Origin of the sequence: Streptomyces sp. SN-593, from assembly GCF_016756395.1 — a bacterium.
GTDB lineage: Bacteria > Actinomycetota > Actinomycetes > Streptomycetales > Streptomycetaceae > Actinacidiphila > Actinacidiphila reveromycinica.
Genome location: NZ_AP018365.1, coordinates 3,707,183 through 3,729,632 on the forward strand (window position 1 = coordinate 3,707,183; position 22,450 = coordinate 3,729,632).

The following is a 22,450-nucleotide window of genomic DNA, read 5'->3' on the forward strand; positions in this document are numbered from 1 at the left end:
GGCGGCCCGGCGGCCCGCACGCGGCCGTGGCTACGGCTACGGCTACGGCTACGGCTACGAGGATCGAGGGGCACTGTCGGGGTCGGGGTCGGGACCCGCGGTCGGCGCCTGTCCGGACGGGGCGAGGCAGTGCTCCAGACCCCAGGCGCGGCCGAGCGCGGCTCCGGTGAAGTCGGCGCGGCCGTGGAAACGGGCGCGCCCGCAGGTGCTGCCGGGCAGGCAGAAGTCGGCCCCGGCCGCGTAGGGCCCGGTGCCGAAGGACGCGTCCGCGAACGTGGTCGTCCCGTGGAACTGGGTGCCGGTGAAGTCCCCGTACGCCAGTCGGCACCCGCTGAGGTCGAGGTCGGTCAGCACGGCACCGGACAGGTGCAGCCGCAGGTCCTCCCAGTACGTCCCGCCCGTGCCGGGCCGCGTGCGGTCGGCGAGCAGCCGCTGGGCCGCGTGCCGCACCGCGCGCTCGCCGTCGTCCAGGGACACCGGACCGGTGTCGGCGGCGCGGGGCAGCGGGGACCGCAGGTACGCGCAGAGGGCGTCGGCCGCCGGCTGCCGCGACGCGGCCCGCGCGTCCCCGAGTTCCCCCAGGGCGCGTACTCCGGCGAGCCGCACTCCGGCGTCGGGGTGGGCGAGTTGGCGGCGGTACGGCGCCACGGACCCGTCGGTGACCAGGCACGCCCGGTTCCCGTCGCCCGCTCCCGCCGGGACCGGCTCGCCGTTCTCCGGCCCGGCCCCCGCCGGGGCCTCGGTCCAGCCGAGCGGCCAGTCCCGCTCCTCGGCCCCGGCCGTCGCGGCGACCACGGCGCCGGCGAGGTCGGCCGCCGGCTGCACGAGGTGGACCCGCCCGCCGAAGACGGCGCGCCGGAAGTCCGCCGTGCCGCCGAAGCGGGCCTTCCAGAACCAGGCGGCCGCCGCGAAGCGGGCGCCGGCGAACGACACCGGCCCGTCGCACCACGCCCCGTCGCCGCCCTCCTCCCAGCCCTGGTAGTCGCAGTCGAGGACGGCCAGCGGCCAGCGGGGGTCGTCCGCGCCCGGCTCGTCCCAGGGCACCGGGCGCCACCCCTCGACCTGCTCCCAGACCTCCTCGTCCTCGGGCAGTGTCTCCTCGCCCCGGCCGAACCAGGCGATGTCCTGGAAGCGGGCGCCGGAGAAGTCCGCTCCCGCCCGGAACCGGCTCCGCCCGAAGACGGCCGCGCCGCCGAACCAGGCCCCCGCGAAGCGGGCGTCCCGCGCGAACACCGCCCGCGGGAAGAGCGCATCCCGGGCGAAACGCGCCCCCTCGAACGAGCAGCGGCCGCGGAAGTGGACGTCGGCGAAGCCGGCCTCGCCGAACCGGCAGCCGCCGAAGTCGACGTCCGCCAGGACCGCGCCGGACAGGTCCACGTCGAGGCAGTCCGCGCAACCGGGTCCGCACACCGCGTCGTCCTCGGCGCCATCGCCGGTGCCGGTGCCGGCGTCCGGTACGGGCGGGTGCCACCGCGCCAGGGCCGCGAGCACCTCGGCGGCGGCCGCGGCGGCGGGCGCGTCCGGGCCGCGCAGGTGGCGGCAGAGGGCGTCGGCCACGGCCGCGCGCCGCGCGGGGCGCTGCTCGGCCAGCGCCGCCAGTTCCCGCAGCGCCGCGAGTCGGACGCCGGCGTCCGGTCCGGCCAAGCGCTCGGTGGCGTGTTCGTACGCCCCGGAGACGTCCGGCTGCATCGTCGTTCCCCCGTCGTCGGCCCGTCAGGCCCACACCCTACCGAACAGGTGTCCGATCAGAAGGCGGACGAGTGGCCGCTGCCGCGATCAGGCGGCGGGCTCGTCCGGGCGCCCGGGGCCCGTGGCGGGGTCGGGACCAGGGCCCGTGCCGGAGTCAGGGCCAGGGCCCGTGCCAGAGTCAGGGCCGAGGCCCGTGCCGGAGTCAGGACCAGGGCCCGTGCCGGAGTCCTTCACCGCGCCGGCGGCCCCGCCGTCGCCTCCCGCGGCGCGGGCGTCCGCGCCGTCGGCGTCCGGGCCGGCGGGCTCCGGGTCGACGGCTTCCGTGTCGGCCGCGTCCCCGGCGCCACCGGGGGCGCCGGCGGTCGGCCGCTCCGGGAGCCGCACGGTGACCGTCCCCGAGGAGAGGTCTATCGGGCCCCGCGCCGGATCGCTGCTGCCCTCGTCCTCCCGGGTCAGCTCCAGCCGGTTGCGCTCCTCCTCGGTGTGCCTGCGGCCCGGAGCGAACAGCTCGTCGAAGAAGTCGAACACCGCGACCCTCCGATCGCCTCGGCAATACGCCCAGGCTACGCCCCGCCCCGCGGCAGTGGCGGGCCCGTCGCGGGAGCCGTCATCGCTCCGTAAGCCCGCTCGCCGCCATGCCCGCGGCGACCCGGCTCCGAGGCCCGCCCCCGCCGTCCGGTTCCGGCCGCGGCGCCGGCAGAAGGGGAGCGGGGCGGCCCGGAGCCGTACGGCCGGCCGGTCGTGGCCCGGCCGCCGGGCCACCACGCACCCGCACCGCGGGCGCCGCTCCGACCCGGCACCGGGCCGGACCCGGACCCGGACCCGGACCCGCCCGACGGAACGTCCGATCGTCAGATCGTCAGATCGTCAGCAGTGCCGGATCGGCCGCCTTGTCCGACGGCAGGAAGTCGTCCGGCACCGGGTACTTCCCGAGCACGAAGTTGAGGATCGCCGCGTGCATCGCCTCGACCGGCGCGATGGTCGCCGCGGTGGCGATGCCGGCCTCCGCGCTCACGCTGTAGGTGGCGAACAGGTACGTCTGCGCGGCCTGGTCCTCCAACTGGAGCGCCAGGTTCGCCACGTCCCCGACGGACCTGGCCTTGCCCAGCGCCGCCAGGGTGGCGGGCTGGTTGGACAGCGGCACCCCGGTGATCGCGGGCTTGCCGGCGCCGGTCAGCACCGAGTTCCACGCCTTGGCGTGGTCGGCGTGCTGTTCCATCGCGGTCGTCACGAACGTGGCGACGGCCGGCGGCACCGTACCGAGCGTGCCGGCCTTGGCCGCCTTCAGCGCCGCCTGGTAGGCGCCGACCGCCTGGTTCTCCAGCGCCACCGCGAGGGCGACGACCTTCAGGTCACCGGTGTAGCGGCCCTTCGCCGCGCCAGCCGATCCGGACGGCGCGCCGCCCTTCGTGGCGGAGGAACCGTGCTTGCCGCTGCCGGAGCAGGCCGCCAGCGCCGTCGCGGCCGCGAGGCCGCCCGCGCCCACCAGGAAGCGGCGGCGGCCCGGGTCGCGGGGGCCGTCCACGGGCTCGGCCCGGCGGCCCGAGGCCCCGCGCACGTCGTCGGCGAGGTCCGCCGCGCCGGCCCGCATGGCGGGCAGGCTCTCGCGGTGGGCGGCCTCCATGTCGCGGGTGAGCCGGGCGAGTTGGTCCTCGCTGATCGGCAGGTCCCAGTTGTCGCGCGCGGTGGTCACTTCACGGCTCCCTCAGTGATCGGCGAGGCGTTCGTGGTCGGGTAGAAGGCGTCGGGGAAGCCGACGGCGCCGGCGGCCGCGGGAAGCTTCGCGGCGTCGGTCGGGACGGCGACCAGGTCGCCCATGCCGCCGGCGAGCAGCGCCTGCACCGCGAGCAGCGTCGCCCGGTGCTGGGCCTCGACCGGGGCGACCGAGGCGAACAGCCGGCGCAGTTGGGCGTTGGTGACCTGGCCGACGTTCTTGGCGTACGTCTGCGCGGCCACGTCCTCCAGGGTGATGGCGAGCTTCACCACGTCGGCCGAGGTCCTGATGGTGGGCAGCGCCTTCTTGACCACGGCGGCGTACTTGGGGTCCGCGCCGGTCTGCCGCGTGCCGCCGGCCTGGGCGACCGCGGAGTTGAACGCCTTGGCGTGCGCCTGGTGCTGCGCGGTGGTCTTCGTGATGAACGCCGCGACCGTCTTGTTCCCGTCCTTGACGAACGGCAGCCCCGCGGCGGTCCGGTAGACGCTGATCGCCAGGTTCTCGATCGACGCGGCGGTCTGCAACGCCTTGACGTCGTCGCTCGACGTGGCCGCGGCGGCGCGCGCCGACGCCAGCAGCGCCGCGGCTCCGGCCGCGCCGGCGACCGTGCTCCCGCGCCGCCACCAGCGGCGCGGCCGCGGGCCGGTGGCCTCCGCGAAGTCGGCCAGCGCGTCCTGGGTGATGCGCACGGCGTCGCTGTCCAGGTCCTGGGACTGCTCGGTCAGTTCCTCGAGCAGACGGGTGTCGATGTGCTCCACGCCCCTCACGCCCTTCTTCTCCCGGCACCCGCGCGGTCCACGGGCACTCTGGCTCTCCTTCGCCACGGCGGACGGCGCGGATTGGTACGGGTACCGGGTGTGACCCTCCGGGGTGAAAGCGGCGCCCCGGCCTTGACGGCGCCGCCCCCGCGGACGTAACGGGGCGGACCGTCCGGCCGGTCCGCGGCCGCGCCGGGTTAGCGTCGCGGTGGGCGGCCGCCGCCGGTCGGGCCCGTGCACCCGTACGGGGCCAGTGGTCGTACGCCCGTCCGGTCCGGGACCAATCCGCCCGCCGGACGGCGACGAATGACCGGTGTCCGCATGACAGTCCGGAGGTGTCCATGCGCGTGGCAGCACGTGACGGCCAGTCCCCGGCGCCCCGCTCCGGGGTGCTGGAGGCGTTGCTCGACCGGATCTCCCGGGGGGACCAGGAGGCGTTCGAGCACCTCTACACGGCGGTGGCCGGTGCCGTGCTCGGCCTGGTCCGCCGGGTGGTGCGCGATCCCGCGCAGTCGGAGGAGGTCGCGCAGGATGTCCTCATCGAGGTCTGGCGGTGCGCGGCCAGGTTCGATCCCGAGCAGGGCAGCGCCATGGCGTGGATCATGACGATGGCGCACCGCCGCGCCGTCGACCGGGTGCGGTCGGCGCAGGCGGCGGCCGACCGGGAGCACCGGGTCGGGCTGCGCGACCGGGAGCGGGCCTTCGACGAGGTGACCGAGCAGGTGGAGCGGCGGCTGGAGCGCGAGCAGGTCAGGCGCTGCCTGGAGCGGCTCACCGAGCTCCAGCACGAGTCGGTGACCCTGGCCTACTACCGCGGCTACACCTACCAGGAGACCGCGAAGCTCCTCGGGGTGGCCCTGGGCACGGTCAAGACCCGGCTGCGGGACGGGCTCATCCGGCTCCGCGACTGCCTGGGGGTGGCGTCGTGACCGACACCGACCTGCACACCCTGACCGGCGCCTACGCGGTCGGCGCGCTGGAGGAGCGGGAGGCGCGCGACTTCCGCCGGCACCTGTCCCGGTGCGAGGCGTGCGCCCGCGAGGTGCGCGAACTGCGGGAGACCGCGGCGCGGTTGGCGCTGGCGGTGGCCGAGGTGCCGCCGGCGGCGCTGCGCGGCCGGGTGATGGCGGCCCTGCCCGAGGTGCGCCAGCTTCCGCCGGAGCCGGCCGGGCCGCAGCGGGCCGGCCTGCGCAACTGGCGCCGCCGGATGCCCTACCTGGCGCTCGCGGCCTGCCTGGCCGCCGCGGTCGTCTCCGCCGGGATCGCGGTGCGGGCCGAGCACGGCGCCGACCGGCAGCGGGACCGCGCGGTGCGGGCCGAGCGCGAGGCGGACCGGCTCGGCACGCTGCTCGCCGCGCCCGACGCCGCCTTCCACACCGGGCGGTTGAAGGGCGGCGGCACCGCGACGGTGGTGTCCTCGGCGCGGTCGGGGCAGGCGGCGGTGGTCTACCACGGCCTGCCGAAGCTGGCGGACTCGCGGGTCTACGAGCTGTGGTTCAGCCGGAACGGCACGATGGTGCCCGCGGGTCTGGTGCCGCCCGCGACCGCCTCCGGCTCCACGCTGCTGGCGGGGAAGGCGGACGGTGCCGACGCGGTCGGGGTGACCGCGGAGCCGCGCGGCGGCTCGCACGCGCCGACCTCCGATCCGCTGGCCGTGCTCCCCCTGTGACCGGCGGCCGCGCCCGCACCGGCCTCCCGGCGGGCGCGGCCGCCTTCCCGGAAGGGCAGCCGTTCCGCGCCGGCGGGTCGGTCACTCCTCGCCGTAGGTGATGACCCCGTTCTCGTCCATCGTCGGGCGGATCTTGGACGGGCCGTACGCGTCGGTGTCGGAGGGGCGGGGCGGCTCGGGGCCGTCCAGGCCGATGCGGACCACGCGGCCGATCCGGACGACGAAGAAGAGCCGGTCGTGCACGGCCAGTTCGTCGGCGCGGCCGGCGGCGCGGAACCGCGCGGCGATCCGCTCGTACTCCGCCGTCTCCTCCGCGGTCAGCGAGTGCATCCGCGGCCACATCTCGGTGAGCGCCGTCACCAGGGTGCGGCGGGCCGCGTGCGGGGTGGACAGGATCGTGGAGAAGGGCTCCCAGCCGTCGGACGTGCGCTCGACCACGCGGAAGGTGGCCGGCAGCACCACCGTGCCCGGGTGGGTCTCCAGCGCCTTGAGGGAGTCGGCGCGCACGTCGGCGGGGTAGCGGTCGCTGCGGTAGCGCAGTTCGCGCAGCGCCAGCCGCTCGGAGCCGGCCGCCACCCCGGTGACCGCGGCGTGGTCGATCACGAAGCCGTCGTCGACCGGCGGGTCGTCGGAGGGGTCGTACCAGTCGGGCACCAGGGCGTCCCGGTCGGCGGGGCGGGGCGGTTCGAGGCCCTCGCTGTTGGTGTAGACGTACTCCTCGGCGCGCACCACCCGGTAGCGCACCCCGCACACCGTCAGCTCGTCGACCGTCTCCTGCTCCAACCGGCTCACGGCGGCGAGCAGTTCGCGGCGCACCGCCGGGTCGTCGGTGTCGTCCTTGGCCTTCAGCCACAGGTAGGAGTTGAGCGCGTCGCGGGACTCCTGCGGGAACCCCTCCACCACCGGTGCCACCACCCGCCAGCCGACCTCGCCCGGACCGCGCGCGGCCACCCCGAACAACGGGCCGCGGATGATGTAGTGCGCGTAACGGCGGGCGGCGTCGGCCGCGTCGGCCTCCTCCGCCGCCGCCACCGGGTGGTCGACCGGCTGCACCCGCATCACCAGCCCGTCCGGGCCGGCCCACTGATCGTCGCTACTCATACGAGCATTGTGCTCACACAGGGTGCATCCTTGTCAGCCGTTCCCGCCGACTCACAGGCGCTCCGCCAACTTGCCCGTGAACAAACGCAGTTGGGGCCACATCGGGCGGCCGTCGCCTCTTCTCCCGGACAATCAGCGGACCCCGCCGAGCACCGCCCGCAGCCCCGCCGCACCGTCGTAGTGCACCCCCGTCATACCGGCCGCCTCGGCGGCGGCGACATGGCCGGCGGTGTCGTCGACGAACAGGCAGCGCCGCGGGTCGGCGCCGGCCAGTTCGGCCGCGGCGGCGTACACCCGGGGGTCGGGTTTGGCGGCGCCGAGGCGGGCGGTGTTGAGCACCGCGTCGAAGGCGCCGGCCACGCCGACGGCCTGGAGGTAGGACTCCAGCCGGGTGGTGGCGTTGGAGACCAGCACCACCGCGGCCCCGCGGCGGCGCACGGCGGCGAGCAGCGCCAGCATCGCGGGGTCGACTCGGCCGGTTCCGGCGGTCCACTCGGCGACCATCGCGGTCGCGGCGCGCGCCGAACCGCAGGCGCCGGCCAGGTCGTCGGCGACCCGCGCCCGCCACTGCTCGTCGGTGATCGCGCCGGTGACGGCGCGTTCGAGCAGCGCGGGCCGGAACGCGGCCCGGGCCAGCGTCCCTTCGGGCAGGCCGCGGGCGAGGTCGAGCGACGACATCGCGTCGGGCGGCCACAGGTGGACCACGCCGTCGAAGTCGCAGAGCACCGCGTCGTACGCGAGGCCGTCCAGGTCGCCGAAGCCGTCGGCGGTGTCGCGCGCGTCGCGCGCGCCGCGGCTGTTCGCTCTCCCCCACGCGTCCACGCTACCGCCCGCCCACCGGACGGGAAGGACGTCCGGTGGGCGGGCGGCGCGACGGTGCGCGGTGGACGGGGCGAGGGGCGGACGGTACGAGGCGCCCGCGTCTCGGACGCAAGGCCCGAGGACGTACGGCTCCTCGGACGTACGGCTCCTCAGACGTGCGGACCGCCGACCGGCCCGCCGCGCCGTCCGAGCCCGGCGCCGGTGAGCGGACCGAGCGGCACCACCGGGCGCTTCCACGTCGCGTTGGTGACGACGGCGAACGACGCGTACCAGGCGAGCACCGCGGTGACCAGGCCGATCCAGCCGCCGACCTTGGTGACGCCCACCGACGTCGCGAACTCCCCGACGGCGAGCACGATGAAGGTCGCGGACAGCGCGACGAAGACCGCGAGCAGCGCGGCGTTGGTGCGCAGCGCGGCGGCCGTCATGTAGACCGTGAAGATCGCCCAGACCAGCAGGTACAGGCCGGTGGCCTGATGCGCGGTGTCCGGCGGGAGCGTGCCGACCACGAACTTCACGTAGGCCGCGTACGACAGCCAGAACGCGCCGTACGACGCGAAGGCGGTCGCCCCGAAGGTGTTGCCCTTGCGGAACTCCCACATGCCGGCGAGGAGTTGGATCAGACCGCCGTAGAACAGCGCGAGCGGCAGCACCACGGTGAGCAGGTTCTGGTCGATCAGGTGCGCGTTGAAGGAGCTGAGCACGAACGTGGTGGACGCGAAGCCGGCCAGGCCGAGCGGCCCGGGGTCGGCTATCGCGTCCGCGGCGGCGGGTGCGGCGGGAGCGGGTGCGGCGGTGCTCATCTGCGGTGTTCCTCCTCGTCGAGGAAGGCAGCGGGGACGGCGGCGAAGTGCCGCCGGGGGCCGTGCCCGGCCCCCGTCCACGCTAGGCCGCGCCGGCGCGACGTGACCTCCCTCACACCGCGCCGGTCGCCCAGCGGTCCCGGCCGCTCGGTGAACGGTCCCCCATCCGCGGCGAACGGTCCGTCGCCGGGAACGCGCGGAACCGCGCGAAGGGAATTGTGGGGCGCCTGTCACGCCGACGCGTCGCGCCTCATGAGGACGGCTCCGTGGCGGTGCGGTGGTGGGCTTCCCAGTCCCGGTGGATCACGGTGAACGCGGGCAGCACGTGCCGGTCGAGATAGTCCGTGTGCGCCCGCAACCGCCCGATGAGAACGGCCAGTTCGCCCGGATCGTGGCACACGGTCTCCTCGCTCCCGCTGACCTGCACGGTCAGCACCGGGTGCGCCGGCACTTCGGGGGCCTCGCGGTCGGCGAAGGGGCGGCAGGTCACCGCGCAGAAGGGCGTGATCACGCCGTCCTCGTCCACACCGTCGTCCGGACCGGCCAGCGAACCCGCCACGCCGTCGAAGTACCGGAACAACTCCACATCGACCAGGGCGACAGGAAGACCGGGCGGCTCCACCGCGGTCATGCTCGGGTCCTCGAACGCCCACGGCGGCAGATACCCCGACACCGTCACGCCGTTGGTCGCCGTGACCCGCCAGGTCCGGGGCGCGCCGCAGGTGCGTAGCGCGGCGACGGCAGCCGCTTCGGGTGCGGCGATCACGACGCAGCACCCTCCGCCGGGCCGGTTCCGGTGTGCTCGGCCAGCAGCTCGCGCAGGAACGCCAGCGAGTCCGCCGGGGACAACGCCGCGTCCCGCAACCTGTCGTACGCCAGCCGCAGTGGCTCGACCTCCTCCGGCTCCTCCACGACACGATCACCGCAACTGCTCGGCGCGTACGCGACCGTGCGCCCCTGCGGAAGATGAATCAACTCCAGCGACCCGCACAGCGGATGCGGCCCCACACCGAACGGCACCACATGCAGCGAGACGTCCGGGAGCTGCGCCACCTGGAGAAGGTGCTCCACCTGCTCGGTCCACGTCCGCGCATCCCGCGCCTTCCTGCGCAGCACCGCCTCGTCGATCAACGCCCGGTAATGCACCGGGTCCGGATCGGTCAACCGCTCCTGCCGCGCCAACCGCCCCGCCACCCGCGCGCCCAACCGCTCGGCGGTGCCTGGACGCAGGGCGCGCACCTGCTCCTCGGCGTACGCGCGGGTCTGGAGCAGCTCCGGCACCGCACCGGCCGCGTACTCCTGCATACTCGCCGCCACCGCCTCCAACGGCGCCAACCCCGCGAACGGCCGCTCCTTCGCCTCCCGCTTCGCCAGGTGCCACAGCCGCACCAACAGGTCGCCCGTCCCGTACACCTTGTCCAACGCGGCAGCCGCCTGCACCGTCCCGAGCCGCGACCCCCGCTCCAACCTGTGCAGGTAGGACTGCTCGTACAGGCACAGCTCCGCCAACTGCACCAACGTCAGCCCGGCCTCCTGCCGCCGATACGCCAACTCACTCGCATACCACTCCCGCGCCGACAACCCCTCCCAGTCGATGCCCTTCACGCCACCGTCCGTGTTCATCGCAGACCTCCTCCTGCCCGTACGCCCGGTACGAGCACCACCAAGGGAACGGTCACAGAATGTCGCCGCTACATCGCTTACCGCGACGGCATTCGAGGCGTCATTCCGGCGTCACCAAAGGCGTCATTCGGGTGTCATTGCGACGCGTCAGGGGCTAGCGTGATCGGCATGACGACAGCGACGCCGAACAGTACGCTGCGGGCCATCCGCATGGGATTGCTCATGAGCCAGGACGAGTTCGCTCGCGCCCTGCGAGCGGCGGGTGAACGTGCCGGGCAGCCCAACGACGCGAGCAAGCGACTGGTGCAGCGTTGGGAAGCGGGTACCACCGCAGCGCCCCGGCCCGTCTACGCACGCGCCTTGGAATCCATCACCGGTCTGCCCATCGAGTCCCTCGGCTTCGCGACGGCGATCCCGCAGGGGCGTGTGGTGGATGACGGCGACGGCGGTCACGACCTCACGCCCGCCACGACCGGCAGCGCTGCCCGTGTCGCTGCCGCGCCCGGCCACGGGCGCGCCCCGCAACCGGTGTTGCAGGGCAACTACAGCGGGGTGTGGCTCAGCCGCTACGAGTACTACTCCAGCAGCCGGGGCCAGACCTTCACCGGGCTGCACTACGTCGTCGTGCTCCAGCACGGCAACCGGCTGACGGTGCGCAGCATTCCGGGCTCGTCGGACTCGGACCTCACCGTGGACCTCACCGTAGACGGGAGTGTCGTCACCGGGACCTGGGTGGAACAGACGGCCGGTGAGAGCTACTACCGCGGTGCCCGCTACCACGGCGCCATTCAGATGCTGGCCGAGCCGACGGGGCGTCGCATGGCGGGCAAGTGGGTCGGGTTCGGCAAGGAGATGGACATGAACACCGGGCCTTGGGAGCTGACCTTCGAGGACCCGTCGACGAACAGGGCCACCCTCGCCCGATACGCCCGCCTCCCCTCTGACGACACGAACACCCCGAGATAGCTTTCACAGCAACGCGCCTCAACTCCCCGCGCGGCTGGGGCGACGAAACGGGGGGATCGCCACAGGGATGTTCCGTCCCACTTTCGGGACGCTGAGCGGCAACTCCCAGGACCTCGGCCAACGGCCTCATCCGCCTGCCGAGGGCGCCCGGAACCCGGACGAACCCCGCGGACGCGGCCCCGTGCGGCTCGGCCCGGCGGATAATGCACAGCATGCTCACGGTGTCGGTCACCCTGGTGGTCGCGGGCGTCGCGGCGGCCCTCTTCTGGCTGGTCCGCGGTCGGCGGGGCTTCGGCACCCCCGCGGACAGGGCCGCGTACGCGACGCTCCACCAGGCGTCCCTGGCGGCTCCGCCGCTGCGCGACGGCCTCAACGCCGACTCCGCGAAGCGCGCCGCCCGCCATCTGCGCGAACTGCTGGGCACGCCCGCGCTGGCGGTGGTCGGGGAGGAGAGCCTCCTCGCCTGGGAGGGCCCCGGCCGCAGGCACGCCGCGCAGGCCGTCGCGCACGCCAGGGACGCGATGGACGCCGGCCGCCCGTGGGTGGTGCCGGCCGACGCGATCGCCTGCGAGGACCTGGACTGCCCGGTGCGCAGCGCGGTCGTGGTGCCGCTGGTGGTGGACGGCCTGGTGGTGGGCGCGCTGTCGGTGTACGCCCGGCAGGTGTCGGCGGGGCTGGTCCGGGCGGCGGGAGAGGTCGCGCACTGGGTGATCTCGCAGCTCGAACTCGCCGAGCTGGACCGCTCCCGGACCCGGGTGATCGAGGCGGAGTTGAAGGCGCTGCGCGCCCAGATATCCCCGCACTTCGTCTACAACTCGCTCACCGCCATCGCCTCCTTCGTCCGCACCGACCCGGACCAGGCCCGCGAACTCCTGCTGGAGTTCGCCGAGCTGACCCGCTACAGCCTGCGCCGCCACGGGCAGTTCAGCACGTTGGCCGAGGAGTTGCACTCCGTCGACCAGTACCTGCGCCTGGAGCGCGCCCGGTTCGGCGCGCGACTGCGGGTGGACCTGCTGATCGCCCCCGAAGTCCTCCCGGTGGCCGTGCCGTTCCTCTGCCTCCAGCCCCTGGTGGAGAACGCGGTCCGGCACGGCCTGGGTCCGAAGGCCAGTTCGGGCCGGATCACGATCCGGGCGGAGGACGCCGGTACGGAGTGCCGGATCAGTGTGGAGGACGACGGCGTGGGCATGGACCCTGAGCGGGTGCGCGCGCAGCTCGCCGGAAAGGCCGGCGGGGACTCGCTGGGCCTGGGCAACGTGGACGAGCGGCTGCGCACGGTGTTCGGCGACGAGTACGGACTCGTGGTGGAGACCGCACCGGGCGCGGGGACGAAGATCAACGTCAGGGTGCCCAAGTACCGGAACGGGGTGCACGCTTCGTGAGACCGCTGCAGGTCCTCGCGGTGGACGACGAGCCGCCCGCGCTGGAGGAGCTGACCTACCTGCTGCGCGGCGACCGCCGGGTGGGCCGGGTGCTGGCGGCCGGCGGCAGCGAGGAGGCGCTGCGGCTGCTGGAGGACGGCAGCACCGACGCCGTCTTCCTGGACATCCGCATGCCGGGCCTCGACGGCCTGGAACTGATGCGGGTGCTGGGCCGGTTCGCGCACCCGCCGGCGGTGGTGTTCGTCACCGCCTACGACGACTTCGCGGTGTCGGCGTTCGCGCTCAACGCCTGCGACTACCTGCTCAAGCCGGTCGGCCCGCAGCGCCTGGCGGAGGCGGTGCGGCGGGTCGCCGCGCTGATCGAGAGCGGGGGCGCCGCCCCGGGCGGCCCCGGGCCGGAACCCGGCGGGCCGGCCGCGGCCGGGTCCGACAGCGTTGCCACGCACGCCCGTTCGGCGCCGGACCGGCTCGCGCAGCCGGCCCCGCCCGACGACCGCATACCCGTCGAGGCCGGCGGCGTGACCCGCTTCGTCTCCCGTGACGAGGTCTCCTACGTCGAGGCCCAGGGCGACTACGTGCGCCTGCACACCCGCGGCGGGGCGCCCCTGCTCCGGGTCCCGCTGGCGGTGCTGGAGGAACGCTGGGCCCCGCACGGCTTCCTCCGCATCCACCGGCGCTTCCTGGTGTCGCTGGGCCACGTGGAGGAACTGCGCTCGGACGCCGGGCACTGGACGGTACGGGTCGCCGGGGGCGAGCTCCCGGTCAGCAGGCGGCACTCGCGCGAGCTGCGGGAGTTGCTGACCCGGTGGGCGCCGCGGCCGGGGCCGGGCGGCCGGACGTGAGCGCCGGGCAGCAGCCGGGGCCGCCGCCCCGCCGGACCGCGGTCTCCGGCCCGCGCAGGCACCGCCCGGGCGGCTGGTCGGCGCGGGCCCGGCCCGCCGACCTGCACGCGCAGCCGCGGCTCGCCCAGGTCTACGTGCGCTCGCTCGTCCGCGACCAACTGCGGCTCGCGCTGGGCGTGCTGGCGGTGCTGGCGGTGGTGCTCGGCGGGGTCCCCGCCGCGTTCGCGCTGCTGCCGGGGCTGCGGACCGCCGAGGTCCACGGCTTCCGGCTGGCCTGGCTGCTGCTCGGCGTGGTGGCCTACCCGGTGCTGCTCGGCATGGCCTGGTTCCACGTCCGGCACGCGGAGCGGGTGGAGCGGGACTTCACCGACCTGCTGAACGGACCGGACCCGGGGACGGCACCGGGCTCCACGGGGGTGATCGCCGACTCCCCCGCCGTACAGCCCGGTTCAGGGCGCGCTGCCTCCGACACCGGTGCCGTATCCCCCGGTTCCGGTGGGACCGGCCCCCACCGGAGGGGCGCCGCCCCTGCGGAATCCGGTTCGTGGGACAGCGGTTCGCGAAACGCCGGCGCGCAGGACACCGGTTCGCCGGACGCCGATTCGCGGGACAGCGGTTCGCCGGACGCCGGCACGGCGCGTTCCGGCTCCGCGGACCCCGGCCAGGCGTCCCCCGGCCCGCCCGGCACCGCCCCGCCCGGCACCGGTTCGGCCCGTTCCGGTGCGCCGTCCTCCGGGACCGCGAACTTGGGCCCCACCGACTCCGGTTCGGCGAATCCCGGTGCCGGGTGAACCCCGCGCTCGGCCTCGCCGCGCTCGGCGCCGTCCTCGTGGCGACCGTCGCCGTCGGGGTGTACGGGCTGCGGCTGTCCCGCGCCACCTCCGACTTCTACGTGGCCTCCCGCGAGGTCTCACCGCTGTGGAACGCCTCCGCGATCAGCGGCGAGTACCTGTCGGCGGCGTCCTTCCTCGGCGTCGCCGGCCTGGTGATGGCCTACGGCGTGGACATGCTGGCGTACCCGGTCGGCTACGCGGCCGGCTACCTGGTCCTCCTGCTGCTGATCGCGGCGCCGCTGCGCCGCTCGGGCGCGTACACGCTGCCGGACTTCGCCGAGGAACGGCTCGGCTCCACCGCGGTGCGCCGGGTGGCCGGCCTGCTGGTCGCGGTGATCGCGTGGCTCTACCTGGCACCCCAACTCCAGGGTGCCGGGCTCACGTTGCAGACGGTGACCGGGGCGCCGCGGTGGGCGGGCGCGGTGGTGGTCGCGGGCGCCGTGGTCGTGGTGTCGGCCGCGGGCGGCATGCGCAGCGTCACCCTCGTGCAGGGCCTGCACTTCTGGCTGAAGCTGATCGCGATCGCGGTGCCCGCGCTGTTCCTGGTGCTGGCCTGGCGGAACGCCGGGTCGCCCGCCCTCACCGGCGACGGCGTGCCGCGCTTCCCGCACCGCACGGTGGTCCGCGTCCAGGACGCGGTGCGCTTCGACGTCCGCGCGCCGGTGACCATCGAGGTCAGCGGCTCGCTGGACGGGCGCACGTACCCGGGCGCGAAGGCGGGCGGGGGCGGGGGCGCCAGCGGGGGCGCCGGCACGGACGACGAGGCGAGGGCGGGCGCGGCCGCCGGCACGGGCACGACCGCGGACACCGGGCCGACCGAACTCCCCGCGCGGGGCGGGGAGTCCGCACCCGCCGGCCGGGGCGGCGGCACCGTACGGCTCGCGGTCGGCGAGCACTCCGCGGGCGCCGGTGCCCGGCTCACCTTTCCCGCCGGGGTGCCGGTACCGCACCAGGTGGGCCTCGCGCCCGCGACCGGGGCGCGGTGGGCCCGCCCGCTGTCCGGTGCCGGCGGCCGCGCGCACCCGCTGTACGCGGTGTACTCGATCCTGCTCGCCACCTTCCTCGGCACCATGGGCCTGCCCCACGTCCTCGTGCGCTTCTACACCAACCCCGACGGGCGGGCGGCCCGCCGTACGACGCTGCTGGTCCTCGTCCTGCTGAGCGTCTTCTACCTGCTGCCGCCGGTCTACGGGGCGCTCGGGCGGGTGTTCGCGCCCCAACTCCTGCTCACCGGGAGGACGGACACCGCGGTGCTGGTGCTGCCGCAGATCGTGCAGGGCGGGGAGGCCGGACGGCTGCTCGCGGCGCTGGCGACCGCGGGGGCGTTCGCCGCGTTCGTGTCCACCGCGTCGGGACTGACCGTGTCGGTGGCCGCAGTGGTCTCGCAGGACCTGCTGCGCGGGTCGGCGCGCGGCTTCCGGTGGGCCTCGCTGGTGGCGGGGGTGCCGCCGCTGGTGATGGCCACGATGACGTCCGGACTGCCGGTCGCCGACGCCATCGGGCTCGCGTTCGCGGTCGCCGCGTCCTCCTTCTGCCCGCTGCTGGTGCTCGGGATCTGGTGGCGCGGGCTCACCGACCGCGGGGCGCTGGCCGGGCTCGTGACGGGCGGCGGGCTCGCCGCGGCGGCCGTCGTCGTCACCAGTGTCCGCGGACCGGGCCACGGGTGGGCCGCCGCGCTCCTGGAGGAGCCGGCCGCGTGGACGGTGCCGATCGCCTTCGCGGTCATGGTCGTGGGGTCCCTCCTCACCCGCGACCGCGTCTCGGCCGCCGCCGTGGACCGGGTGATGCTCCGCATGCACCTCCCCGAGGAGGTCACCGGCCCGGCGCCGGAATGATGTCCGTCCAGCACCGGGAACACCCCCGCGGTGTCCCGAACGTCCGCCGAAGACCGCCGCTCCGGCCGTCCACGGCGAATGCGTGGGGTGAGCGGGTAAATAAGTTCTGGGTGAGTCATGGGAATGCGGAAACGCCCGCCCCGTTCACCGTCCGATCTTTTGTGATTGCCTGTCACCTGCACACATGGTTCCCTCCCGTCGATGAATTTCGCACCGCTCGCAATTAAGCGTCATCTCAGCGAATACGGTGGATTCCACGCCGGATTCCGTCGTACGTTTTTCTCGTCGCCACCGAACGGGGCGGCAAACGGAAACACCCACCGAGGAGATGCCATGAGCTTCCGCAAGATCGTTCCCGCCCAGCACAAGGCCGCGCCGAAGCGTCCGGCCCACAAGCCCGCGCCGACCCCGCGCCGGAAGCGTCCGCGCCGCTGACGCCGACGGTGTCGAGGCGGGTTCCGGGGCCGGCGGCCCCGGAACCCGCCTCGGCGACGTGCGGGCGAGGGCCCGTGCGAGGAGAGGGTGGAGAGGTGGAGCGGAATGGACACGCTGTCGCAGGGCCTCGCCCGACGACCGGAGCCGGGCGCGGCCGTCCGGACGGCGGTGCGCCGTTTCTGGCCGCTGACGGCGGGCGACCGGGTGTGGATGCTGGTGGTCTGCTGCCTCTCGCTGCTGACCGCGCTCGGCGAGACGGCGGCCATCCTGCTGTTCGGCGAGCTCACCGACGGCGCGCTCCGCGAGGGCGACCTCGACGGCTTCTGGACGCCCGCGGTCCAGTGGCTGGCCGTGGCCGTCGTGACCGCCCTGCTCGGCTACCTCGGCAACTCACTCGCCGCCCTGCTGGCCGAACGCTTCGTCCTGCGGCTGCGGGCCGCGGTCTTCCGGCACCTCCAGACCCTCCCGCCGCACTACTTCCAGCGCCACCGCCACGGGGACCTGGTCGAGCGACTGACCGGTGACGTGGAGGCCGTGGAGCAGATGGCGGTCTCCGGCGTCCTCCAGGGCGTGTCCGCGCTGCTCGGCGCGCTGCTCTACGCCGCCGCCGCGCTGTGGCTGCGCTGGGACCTGGCCCTGGCCACCTTCCTGACCGCGCCGCTGTTCCTGTACGCCGCCAAGGTCCTGTCCGGCCGCATGAGCGCGGTCTCCCGCCAGGAGCGCCGGGCGGACGGCGCGCTCACGTCGGTGGTCGCCGAGGCACTCGACAACATGCCGTTCACCCAGGCGTACAACCGCGAACGCGCCGAGGCGCAGCGGCTGGAGGGCGCAGCCCGCGCGTGGCTGCGGGCGGCCGTGCGGGGCGCGCGGCTCGACGAGGGCTACCGGCAGTCGATCGAGGTGGTCGAGACCCTGTGCGTGCTCGGCATCATCGGCCTGGGCGCCTGGGAAATTTCCGCCGGCCGGATGTCGCTGGGCCAACTCCTCGCGTTCGCCGCGTTCGTCGGCTACCTCTACCCGCCGATCCGCTCGCTGGGGGGCCTCGCGCTGACCGCCACGGCGGCGTCCGCCGGGGCCGAGCGGCTGTTCGACATCCTCGACGCGCGGCCGGCCGTGCGGGACCCCGAGGTCCCCGCGGCTCGCGCCGACCCGGCCGGCCCACCCGGCGCGGTCGACGCGGACGGCACGGACAGCCCGCCCGGTGTGGTCGGCGCGGACGGTACGGCCCGCACGGTCGTTGCGGCCGGCCCCGGCGCCGGGAAGGCGCTCGGCACGGGCGAGCCGAAGTCCCCAGGGGGGCGCGGCCCGGCTGCCGCGCCGCGCCTCCCCGCCCGCTCCGGGGGCGGCCGGCTCGAACTGCGCGGAGTCCGCTTCGGCTACCCCGGCGCGGGTCGGTCCGTGCTGCGGGACGTGTCGTTCACCGCCGCCCCCGGCGAGGTCGTGGTGGTCACCGGGCCCAGCGGCGCGGGCAAGTCCACGCTGCTCGCCCTGCTGACCCGCTTCTACGACCCGGACGCGGGGTCGATCCTGCTGGACGGCACCGACCTCAGGGACCTGCCGCTCGACCGGCTGCGGGAGCACGTCACGCTGCTGCCCCAGCGTGCGCACGTCCTCAGCGGCAGCATCCGGGAGAACATCGCGTGCGGCCGGCCGGGCGCGACGGACGCGGAGATCGAGCGGGCCGCCCGCGCCGCCGGCGCGCACGCCTTCGTCCGCGCGCTCGACGACGGCTACTTCACCCCGCTCGCCCCGCGCTCCACCGGGCTGTCCGGCGGCCAGCTCCAGCGGATCGCGATCGCCCGCGCCCTCCTCCGGGACAGCCCCGTCCTCGTCCTCGACGAGCCCACCACCGGACTCGACGCATCCGCGGTGCACCACCTGCTGCCGGCGCTGCGCCGCCTGTCGGCCGGCCGCACGACCGTCGTCGTCAGCCACGACATGAGCGTCGCGGCTCTCGCCGACCGCGTGCTGGTCCTGGAGGCGGGGCACCTCGCCGCATCGGGCACCCACGCCCAACTCCTCGCCCGGGGCGGCCTCTACGCGAGCCTCCAACCCGGCACCGCCGCCGGATGACCCCGCCCGGGCGAAGCCCCGGCGGGAGCGGGGCGGCCGGAGCGGCGCGGCGGGCGGCGCCATCCGTCCCCGCCCGCCCGCCCGCGTGCGAGGAGGCGGGCCGGGAGGTCGGCTACCGGGCGGACGGGGCGCGGGGGGAGCGGGTGGCCGTGGCGGCGTCGCTGGAGGCGACGACGCGGGAGCCGGAGCCGGCGGAGCCGGACTGCTCGGGCGCGGGCCCCTGCACCGCGAGTTCCCGCAGCAACTGCCGCAGCCGGAGCAGCGGTCGCGTCACCGCGGGAAGCACCGTCCCCGGTGCGGGCCGGGCCGCGAGCATCGCGGCGTCGGCCGCCCGCAACGCCCGCTCCACCTCCGGCGCCGGCCGGCTCTGCGGGCTCGGCGCGAGCGCGAGCGCCGTCGCCGCGTCCGCCAACGCGCCCGCGGCGGCCGCGAGATGGGGCGCCGGGGGCAGGCCGGGGGCCCGCCGCGGGCCGACCGCGAGCGCCCGGATCTGCCGGGTCACCGCGGCGTACAGCGTGAGCCGGTGCCGCATCACCCGGGGGTCGTTCCCCCACACCAGCGGAAGCGTCAACGGCCTTGCGACGAGAGCGAGTTGCTGGAGCCGGTGATCGACCACCCGCACCTGCGCGTCCAGTCCGTCCGCCGCCCGCCCGGCGGCGGGCCCGGCCGCCGGCTCAGCGGCCAGCGACGCCGCGCACGCCCGCAGCAGCTCGCCGAGCGCCGTGTAGTAGCCGACCCGGGCGCTGTAGACGGTGTCGCGGGTGCTCGTCGGCAGGACCACCAGTGCGACGCCGATGCCGATCGCGGCCCCGATCGCGGTCTCCTCAAGCCGGAGCATGAGCAACCCCGCGGTGAACTCGTGGAGTTCGCTGTAGAGCTGCGACACCATGATCGTGACGAAGAAGATCATGGCCGCGTAGGAGACGCTCACCAGGTAGAAACCGCAGGACATGCTCAGGATGATGACCGTGATGATCCAGTAGGTGTGCCCCGCCGTCAGGTGCGCCAGCCCGATGCCCGCGCCGAGCCCGACCAGCGTGCCGACCACGCGGTTGCCCGCCTTGATGAACGTCTCGGAGCGGGTCGCGGTGCCGGTGAACGCGATGAACGTGGCGATCACCGCCCAGTAGTAGCGGGCCTGTGACAGCTCGCGCCCGACGAGGATCGCCAGGCTGCCGGCGACCGCGACCTGCACCGCCTGCCGGGTGGTGAGCGACAGCCTGCCGAGCGGGTTCCAGCGGCTGCGCGCGCTGACCGACAGGGCCACGGCCGCAGAGCCGGGCAGCACCCCCATCGCGAGGGTGACCGCGGGCTCGAAGTCCTCCTCGCCGTCCACGGCCGGGTCCGGCACCCCGGCCTCGCCGGTGAGCGTGGCCAACTCCCAGGCGGCGGAGGCCAGATGGTGCGCCAGGCCGTCGATGTCCCGTGGCGCCGGCTGCCCGGCGGCCTGCGCCGGGCCGGTCCGGCCGGCCTCGTCGTAGCGGTCCAGCAGCCGGCGGGCGGCCCGTTCGGCGGCGCGGTGGTCGCCGCCGGCCAGATGGTCCGCGATCTTCGCGGCCTCGGCGGCGTGGCGGGCGTCGGTGCCGGCCATCGCGTCCGCGGCGCCGGCCAGCGCGTCGACCGCCAGGTGGGCGTCGAGCACCCGCCGGCGCACGGTCGCGGCCGAGAAGCCCGCGGGTATCGCGCCCGGAGTGCCCGACCAGCCCTCTATCACCAGCGCGGCCTCGGCGAGCCGCAGTTGCCGCGAGTGCAGCTTGCGGCGCAGCCGGGCCAGCCGGCGCGCGTCGCGCGGGTCGGTCTCCAGCAGGTCGGCGCAGACCCGGGCGACCGAGCGGGCCCGGGCGGCGAAGGCCCGCCGGACCCGGGCCAGGGTGCGCTGCGGGTGGGTGCGCAGCACCGTCGTCATCAGCAGCAGCACCCAGGCGGCCGCGATGGCCACCGCGACGAGCAGGGAGGGCAGTTGGGAGAAGGTCGCGCCGAGGAAGGACGCGAAGAAGTAGCCCATCCACATCATGAAGCCGTAGAAGAAGAACGGCGTGCCGAAGCGGCGTATGAAGACCGCCGCGAACATCACGACGACGAACACCGCGAGCTTCGTGTCGGTGCGCCCGGCGACGCAGATCCCGACGACCATGCCGGTCCCGATCGCGACCGGGAAGAAGGCCGCGGTGCCGAGCTTCCGCAAGGGCCCGGCGGCGTCGCCCAGCGCCATCGACCCCATCATCGCCATGACCGTGCCGATCAGCATGACCACGAGGGTGCCCTGCGGTCCGCGGTCGGTGGCCCGGCCGTACACGTACTCGATGCCGAGCGTCGTGCTCATCGCGACCGCGGCGGCCAGTGCGCCGCGCAGCCGTTGCAGTCCCGGGTCGGAGCCGACCACACGGTCCCACGTCTCGGATAACCAGCCGGTTGCGGCCATACGTGTCCAGTGCCCCTCTCGCCGTGCCCTCGCTGCCCGCTCGCGGGTGCCGCGGTTCGCGCGCCATCAGCGGTCGTCGGTGCAGCCGTGCTCGCCACGCGCGCGGGCGGCCGGTTCCCGTGCCCCGCCCCGCGCCGATCGGCCCCGCCGCGGCTCCCCGCCGCACACCAGGACCGTGGACCGTGCCTATCATCGGTATAATGCCGATATTAACATGCATCGTACCGGCATTGGAGCGGTATCCGTGAACCTGGACAGCACGACCGGCGTGACCGGCGCGGACGGCGGCCTCGCGGCGCTCGACGTGATCGAACGCCAGACCGCGGTGCTGGTGCGCAACTTCGAGATGTTCCACCGGCGCAGCGACATCCACGACGACCTCGACCGCGCCGAGTACCTGCTGCTGCGCACGCTCTCCGAGGTCGGGCCGCAGGACATCAACACGCTGGCCGCCGCGCTCGGCCTCGACCCGTCCACCGTCGGACGGCAGGTCTCGGCGCTGTGCCGGCAGGGCCTGGTCGGGCGCGCGCCGGCCGCCGCCGACCGCCGGCGCAGCATCATCACGCCGACCGCCGACGGGCTGCGCCGCATGGACGCGGTACGCGCCGCCCGCGCGCAGAGCCTGGCCGACATGCTCGGCGGCTGGACCGAGGAGGAACTGCGCACGCTGGGCGCGATGTTCGCCAAGTACAACGGCGCGGTCACCCGCAAGTACCTCGCCGACACCGAACGCGCGGCCGCCCCGGCTCCCGCCGACGTCCGCTGACCGCGGGCCCGCCGCGCCGGACGCTCCCCACCCGCACTCCCGACCGGCCACCACCGCGCGCCCGGCCCGCCCCGCCTGCGGTCCCCACCCGTCCGCGGCCCCCACCCGTCCGCCGGCGGTCGTCCGCCCTCACCCGTCCGCCGGCGGCCGCAGCCCGTCGAGCACGAGGCCGAGCAGGTGCCGGGTGCGCGGCTCCCAGTCCGGTCCCTGGTCGGTGCGCCACAGGAAGTCGACCAGCAGCAGCACGTCCGGCGCGGCCACGTCCGCCCGCACCACGCCGGCGTCCTGCCCGGCCCTCAGCAGCGAGCCGATCGTGTCGATCACCGGCCCGTAGTACGCGTTGGACAGGTCCGCCCGGGTCGCCGCCTCCACCGCCTGCGCGACGCCGTGCTTGATCCGCCCGTACGCCGCGAGCCGGTCCAGCCACAACCGCAGTGCCTCCAGGGGCTGTCGAGCGTGGGTGCGCAGCAGTTCCGGCGCCGCCCGCAGCAGTTCCTCGATGTCCTGCCGGTAGACGGCCAGCAGCAGCGCCTCGCGGGTGGCGAAGTGCCGGTAGAGGGTGCCCTGTCCGACGCCCGCGCGCTTCGCAATCGAGTTCAGCGTCGCGTCGGCGGACTCGGTCAGCGCCACCCGGGCCGCGTCCACGATCCGGGCCCGGTTCTGCTCCGCGTCGGCGCGCCTGGTCGCTCGCTCGCCCATGGCTCCCTTCCTTCCGGC

At 75.2% G+C, this 22,450-nt stretch carries 20 protein-coding genes; 9 read left to right on the plus strand and 11 right to left on the minus strand.

The genetic code is table 11. From position 1 onward, the window contains the following. Nucleotides 1–54: 54 nt before the first annotated feature. The 4 genes from RVR_RS15255 to RVR_RS15270 form a co-directional block, all read right to left on the minus strand. Nucleotides 55–1,689 carry a pentapeptide repeat-containing protein gene (locus RVR_RS15255; protein WP_202234371.1) on the minus strand — a complete coding sequence of 545 codons (1,635 nt, stop codon included), beginning with the start codon at nucleotides 1,687–1,689 and terminating at the stop codon, nucleotides 55–57. An 87-nt stretch (nucleotides 1,690–1,776) separates the two neighbouring features. Further along, nucleotides 1,777–2,217 carry a DUF6191 domain-containing protein gene (locus tag RVR_RS15260; RefSeq protein WP_202239697.1) on the minus strand — a complete coding sequence of 147 codons (441 nt, stop codon included), beginning with the start codon at nucleotides 2,215–2,217 and terminating at the stop codon, nucleotides 1,777–1,779. Between the two features lie 331 nt (nucleotides 2,218–2,548). Next, nucleotides 2,549–3,382: a ferritin-like domain-containing protein gene (locus tag RVR_RS15265; protein ID WP_237404763.1), complete on the minus strand. Its 834-nt coding sequence runs from the start codon at nucleotides 3,380–3,382 to the stop codon at nucleotides 2,549–2,551. Beyond that, the gene (locus RVR_RS15270) at nucleotides 3,379–4,170 is read right to left on the minus strand and encodes a ferritin-like domain-containing protein (protein WP_202234372.1); all 792 of its coding nucleotides are present in this window, start codon (nucleotides 4,168–4,170) and stop codon (nucleotides 3,379–3,381) included. Before RVR_RS15270 ends, RVR_RS15265 begins: the two co-directional genes overlap by 4 nt. Before the next feature lie 332 nt (nucleotides 4,171–4,502). On the opposite strand from RVR_RS15270, the gene RVR_RS15275 reads away from it, so the two are divergent. Both RVR_RS15275 and RVR_RS15280 read left to right on the plus strand, forming a co-directional pair. Next, a complete protein-coding gene (locus RVR_RS15275) occupies nucleotides 4,503–5,090 on the plus strand; it encodes a sigma-70 family RNA polymerase sigma factor (protein ID WP_202234373.1) in 588 nt (195 codons plus the stop codon). Then, on the plus strand, nucleotides 5,087–5,830 hold the full coding sequence (locus RVR_RS15280) for an anti-sigma factor (protein WP_202234374.1): 744 nt from the start codon (nucleotides 5,087–5,089) through the stop codon (nucleotides 5,828–5,830). Before RVR_RS15275 ends, RVR_RS15280 begins: the two co-directional genes overlap by 4 nt. Before the next feature lie 81 nt (nucleotides 5,831–5,911). Here RVR_RS15280 and RVR_RS15285 read toward each other — a convergent pair whose 3' ends face one another. The 5 genes from RVR_RS15285 to RVR_RS15305 form a co-directional block, all read right to left on the minus strand. Continuing rightward, complete coding sequence (locus RVR_RS15285) at nucleotides 5,912–6,931, minus strand: DUF5954 family protein (protein WP_237404764.1); 1,020 nt, start codon at nucleotides 6,929–6,931, stop codon at nucleotides 5,912–5,914. Nucleotides 6,932–7,063: 132 nt separating this feature from the next. Continuing rightward, nucleotides 7,064–7,753 (minus strand): HAD-IA family hydrolase, encoded by a 690-nt coding sequence (locus RVR_RS15290; RefSeq protein ID WP_237404765.1) that lies wholly within the window; start codon nucleotides 7,751–7,753, stop codon nucleotides 7,064–7,066. Between the two features lie 149 nt (nucleotides 7,754–7,902). Continuing rightward, nucleotides 7,903–8,556: an acetate uptake transporter gene (locus RVR_RS15295; RefSeq protein WP_202234375.1), complete on the minus strand. Its 654-nt coding sequence runs from the start codon at nucleotides 8,554–8,556 to the stop codon at nucleotides 7,903–7,905. Nucleotides 8,557–8,806: 250 nt separating this feature from the next. Further along, nucleotides 8,807–9,322, minus strand: a complete 516-nt coding sequence (locus RVR_RS15300) for a DUF6907 domain-containing protein (protein WP_202234376.1) — start codon at nucleotides 9,320–9,322, stop codon at nucleotides 8,807–8,809. Beyond that, complete coding sequence (locus tag RVR_RS15305) at nucleotides 9,319–10,179, minus strand: helix-turn-helix domain-containing protein (protein WP_202234377.1); 861 nt, start codon at nucleotides 10,177–10,179, stop codon at nucleotides 9,319–9,321. The genes RVR_RS15300 and RVR_RS15305 overlap by 4 nt, the downstream gene beginning before the upstream one ends. A 168-nt stretch (nucleotides 10,180–10,347) precedes the next feature. Between RVR_RS15305 and RVR_RS15310 the strand changes: the two genes are divergently transcribed. The 6 genes from RVR_RS15310 to RVR_RS15335 all read left to right on the plus strand — a co-directional run bounded on the left by RVR_RS15310 (nucleotide 10,348) and on the right by RVR_RS15335 (nucleotide 18,545). Beyond that, on the plus strand, nucleotides 10,348–11,145 hold the full coding sequence (locus RVR_RS15310; protein ID WP_202234378.1) for a helix-turn-helix domain-containing protein: 798 nt from the start codon (nucleotides 10,348–10,350) through the stop codon (nucleotides 11,143–11,145). Between the two features lie 212 nt (nucleotides 11,146–11,357). Then, nucleotides 11,358–12,527: a sensor histidine kinase gene (locus RVR_RS15315; RefSeq protein WP_237404766.1), complete on the plus strand. Its 1,170-nt coding sequence runs from the start codon at nucleotides 11,358–11,360 to the stop codon at nucleotides 12,525–12,527. After that, nucleotides 12,524–13,369, plus strand: a complete 846-nt coding sequence (locus RVR_RS15320; RefSeq protein ID WP_237404767.1) for a LytR/AlgR family response regulator transcription factor — start codon at nucleotides 12,524–12,526, stop codon at nucleotides 13,367–13,369. Before RVR_RS15315 ends, RVR_RS15320 begins: the two co-directional genes overlap by 4 nt. Next, nucleotides 13,366–14,160: a hypothetical protein gene (locus tag RVR_RS15325; protein ID WP_202234380.1), complete on the plus strand. Its 795-nt coding sequence runs from the start codon at nucleotides 13,366–13,368 to the stop codon at nucleotides 14,158–14,160. Before RVR_RS15320 ends, RVR_RS15325 begins: the two co-directional genes overlap by 4 nt. Next, the gene (locus RVR_RS37590; RefSeq protein WP_237404768.1) at nucleotides 14,157–16,037 is read left to right on the plus strand and encodes a sodium/solute symporter; all 1,881 of its coding nucleotides are present in this window, start codon (nucleotides 14,157–14,159) and stop codon (nucleotides 16,035–16,037) included. Before RVR_RS15325 ends, RVR_RS37590 begins: the two co-directional genes overlap by 4 nt. Before the next feature lie 540 nt (nucleotides 16,038–16,577). Then, nucleotides 16,578–18,545, plus strand: coding sequence for an ABC transporter ATP-binding protein (locus RVR_RS15335; protein ID WP_202234381.1), 1,968 nt, complete (start codon nucleotides 16,578–16,580; stop codon nucleotides 18,543–18,545). A 112-nt stretch (nucleotides 18,546–18,657) separates the two neighbouring features. Here RVR_RS15335 and RVR_RS15340 read toward each other — a convergent pair whose 3' ends face one another. Then, nucleotides 18,658–20,967, minus strand: a complete 2,310-nt coding sequence (locus RVR_RS15340; RefSeq protein ID WP_202234382.1) for an FUSC family protein — start codon at nucleotides 20,965–20,967, stop codon at nucleotides 18,658–18,660. 244 nt (nucleotides 20,968–21,211) lie between these two features. On the opposite strand from RVR_RS15340, the gene RVR_RS15345 reads away from it, so the two are divergent. Next, nucleotides 21,212–21,733, plus strand: coding sequence for a MarR family winged helix-turn-helix transcriptional regulator (locus RVR_RS15345; RefSeq protein ID WP_237404769.1), 522 nt, complete (start codon nucleotides 21,212–21,214; stop codon nucleotides 21,731–21,733). A 129-nt stretch (nucleotides 21,734–21,862) separates the two neighbouring features. On the opposite strand, the gene RVR_RS15350 is transcribed toward RVR_RS15345, so the two are convergent. Continuing rightward, nucleotides 21,863–22,432 (minus strand): TetR/AcrR family transcriptional regulator, encoded by a 570-nt coding sequence (locus tag RVR_RS15350; RefSeq protein WP_202234384.1) that lies wholly within the window; start codon nucleotides 22,430–22,432, stop codon nucleotides 21,863–21,865. Nucleotides 22,433–22,450 lie beyond the last annotated feature (18 nt).

Coding starts and splice junctions, on each gene's coding strand:
- RVR_RS15275 (WP_202234373.1), top strand. CDS start 4,503: ATGCGCGTGGCAGCACGTGACGGCCAGTCCCCGGCGCCCCGCTCCGGG.
- RVR_RS15335 (WP_202234381.1), top strand. CDS start 16,578: ATGGACACGCTGTCGCAGGGCCTCGCCCGACGACCGGAGCCGGGCGCG.
- RVR_RS15255 (WP_202234371.1), bottom strand. CDS start 1,689: ATGCAGCCGGACGTCTCCGGGGCGTACGAACACGCCACCGAGCGCTTG.
- RVR_RS15285 (WP_237404764.1), bottom strand. CDS start 6,931: ATGAGTAGCGACGATCAGTGGGCCGGCCCGGACGGGCTGGTGATGCGG.
- RVR_RS15305 (WP_202234377.1), bottom strand. CDS start 10,179: ATGAACACGGACGGTGGCGTGAAGGGCATCGACTGGGAGGGGTTGTCG.
- RVR_RS15315 (WP_237404766.1), top strand. CDS start 11,358: ATGCTCACGGTGTCGGTCACCCTGGTGGTCGCGGGCGTCGCGGCGGCC.
- RVR_RS15350 (WP_202234384.1), bottom strand. CDS start 22,432: ATGGGCGAGCGAGCGACCAGGCGCGCCGACGCGGAGCAGAACCGGGCC.
- RVR_RS15310 (WP_202234378.1), top strand. CDS start 10,348: ATGACGACAGCGACGCCGAACAGTACGCTGCGGGCCATCCGCATGGGA.
- RVR_RS15340 (WP_202234382.1), bottom strand. CDS start 20,967: ATGGCCGCAACCGGCTGGTTATCCGAGACGTGGGACCGTGTGGTCGGC.
- RVR_RS15295 (WP_202234375.1), bottom strand. CDS start 8,556: ATGAGCACCGCCGCACCCGCTCCCGCCGCACCCGCCGCCGCGGACGCG.